Here is a 2,750-nt window from a genome sequence, read left to right on the forward strand (position 1 = left end):
CATTGTCGGTAAAGGTGGATTACCATCTAATCCTAGTGATTTATTAACTGGTACAACTCCTTTAGTAGATTTGGTAGATGTAGTTTCTACAAGTCAAGAAAAAATCACACCAGTTGTGATTAATAATGATTCATCAAAGATGCAAAATCGGGTTATTCAGCAAGCACAGGGATGGGTAATTTCTGCTGATGGTAAAGTGATTCTCACCGCAGAAACGCCACAAGTGACACTTCAAAGTTCAGGTTTAAATAATCCTGATTGCCGTGTTTCTACAAGATAATAAATTAATTTCCGTATCCAATTAGCAATTCCCAATTATTAAGTTTGCCTATATCTTGGGCAGCATAGTCAATAACTTGTAATTGCCAACGTCCTTGAGCAGGTAGAGAAAGTAATTGTTTGAGGGCAGGATGCGATCGCACTGTGTAAGTATTTTGTAATTGAGTCCGACGGCCTAATGTCCGACTTTGTAATAATATCCGTTGATTAGTGGGAGCAATTAAATAAACTTCTAAATCTCCTAGAAAATCATGGGTAATATTAACTGTGACTTGGATATCATTAATCTTAACAGCTTCATTAATAGCGATCGCACTTTTAATTCCCTGTCTATCATCATCAGGAATACTCACTACTTGAGTATTTTTTACCTGTGTTTGTTTATTAGTAATTTGAGCTACCACACTCATCTGCTGCGCTAGTCTCACAGCCTTAGCTGCATTGACTTTGCCATAACCAAACCATTGACTATGACCATTACTATTATAAGTACCCCCACGTACACCCAATTGAGGATCAGGGTTATTATCAACAATTTTATCAGCAGTATCTTGGAGAATACGTTTAACTTGTTGGGCTGTTAAATTAGGATTAGCTGATAAGACTAAAGCCGCTACTCCTGCTACTATCGGAGTAGCACTAGAAGTTCCACCAAAGTTATTAGTAAAATTGCCGGCATCATAACCAGCCGCTCCTATTTGGTCTGTAGTTAACATTCCCAATCCAAACAGAGAAGAAACAATTGCCGGTTGTGTATAAACAAAACCTGTTTCTTGAAACCACATCCCTGGAGGGGCATTATTACTAGGAGCGCAAACAGAAACATTATCTCCCCAATTACTATAGGCAGCTTTCTTATTTAAACTAGTAGATGCAGATATAGTAATAACATCAGGATGAACTGCAAAACCGCTTAACCAATTTGTATTACCTTGAACAATATTTTTTGGCCAATTCTGTTCATTAACAGTCCCATTAATTGGACGATTAGCATTTCCAGCCGCAAAGACAATTACACATCCTTTTCCCTTTCTGCCATTAGTAGCAGCACGACTAATAGCCGCCTTTTGACGGATAGAAAGAGGAAAATAAACAGCCGAAGCTCCCCAACTACAAGAAATTACACTTGCTCCTTTTTCCACAGCCCAATCAAAAACATCCTCAATTGATCGATCATCTAAAAAACCAGTAGTACGAATTGGCATCATTGCACAACCAGGGGCAACTCCCACAATTCCCGCTCCATTTTCTTCCGCTAAAGCTATTCCCGCGCAAGCAGTACCGTGACTGGTTTCTTTTTCTCCTGGTAAGGGTAAAAAGTCATTGTCTTTTAAATCTCTAGGTGCAACAACTTTACCAATACCTTGAAAATCTGGGTGATGCAAATCAAAGGAATCATCCACCACAGCCACCACCACAGAACGCACACCACGAGTAGTATCCCAAGCTTGTTCTACAGAAATATGAGAACCAGTTATCAATTGATTACTACTACTAGCATGATTGAGATACCATTGCTGAGGATAAAGGGAATCTTTAGGTCTATAATGAGGTTCTTGTTGAATCAGAATATTTGGTTCAGCAGCTAAAACTTCTGGCAGTGTTTGTAATTGATTGGTAATTTTAATTGGGTTTTGTGTGGCTTGTTTACTAACCAGAAAAACAAAAGTATTCGGTATACCTAAAACAGGTTGCTCTTGAACTAAATTAAAAGTATTGGCAATAGTATTAATTTTATTATTATCTACCCAAGTAGCAAATTGGATTGTAATTTGGTCACTTAAATAAACAAATGTACCAGGATTGTTGTCAAGTTTATAAACATGACTAACAAAGTCCACATTGGGATCTGTGCGGAGTTGAGACATTCTTGCTTCTAGCTGGTCAGGATCAACCGTATATAGTTCTAATTTGGCTTGAGGTATGCTACGCCGCCATACACCCCAAGGCATTTTTGATAATTGATCACGCGAAAAGCTCTTATTAAGCCGGATAGTAAAGCGATATAACGCTTTTTCTAACATTAATTCTTCACCACCGCGCTGTAGAATTAATCCTTGGCTATTATTTGGTTCATCTGATTTCGGGAAATCCGCAGAATTAATATTATCACTCATAAGTTAAGTATGGTTTTAATCACTCAATTTATTTCGGTTCTTCAGTGCCTAAAATTACAAAAAAAGGGAATAGGGAACAGATAAGAAACACTCATTTGCACCAGTTTAAAGCTCAGTCAAAACTTAGCATAAAAAATATGCTAAATCCCTGGAAGTAGTTCATTTTGGCTTCATATTTTGGACTAAAAAAACCACAATACCGCCAGACAGGAGTAAAATCCCCAACCAAATCAAAGGTTGCACAAACCCAGTAGTTGTACCTTGCTGACTTTCACTGACATTTGATACAGGTTGAAGAATATCTATCGTCTTTCCAGTAGCTACAGTGACAGCAAACTTTAACTCAAAAGGTTG

General features: G+C 37.8%; 1 protein-coding gene and 2 pseudogenes. 1 reads left to right on the top strand and 2 read right to left on the bottom strand.

Annotated features, from left to right (window positions below; genetic code table 11):
* A pseudogene (locus FJR38_RS10265) lies at positions 1-280 on the top strand (hypothetical protein); the annotation flags it as partial.
* A gap of 4 nt (positions 281-284) precedes the next feature.
* Here FJR38_RS10265 and FJR38_RS10270 read toward each other — a convergent pair.
* Together FJR38_RS10270 and FJR38_RS28390 are read right to left on the bottom strand one after the other, a co-directional pair.
* Positions 285-2,396 carry a S8 family serine peptidase gene (locus tag FJR38_RS10270; RefSeq protein ID WP_168536833.1) on the bottom strand — a complete coding sequence of 704 codons (2,112 nt, stop codon included), beginning with the start codon at positions 2,394-2,396 and terminating at the stop codon, positions 285-287.
* A gap of 159 nt (positions 2,397-2,555) precedes the next feature.
* Positions 2,556-2,750: pseudogene (locus FJR38_RS28390) on the bottom strand (hypothetical protein); the annotation flags it as partial.

The sequence above is a fragment of the Anabaena sp. UHCC 0253 genome (assembly GCF_009712085.1).
Taxonomy (GTDB): Bacteria; Cyanobacteriota; Cyanobacteriia; order Cyanobacteriales; family Nostocaceae; genus Dolichospermum.

What these genes read in the sequence shown, in the direction of transcription:
- FJR38_RS10270 (WP_168536833.1), bottom strand. Translation starts at nt 2,396, where the DNA reads ATGAGTGATAATATTAATTCTGCGGATTTCCCGAAATCAGATGAACCA.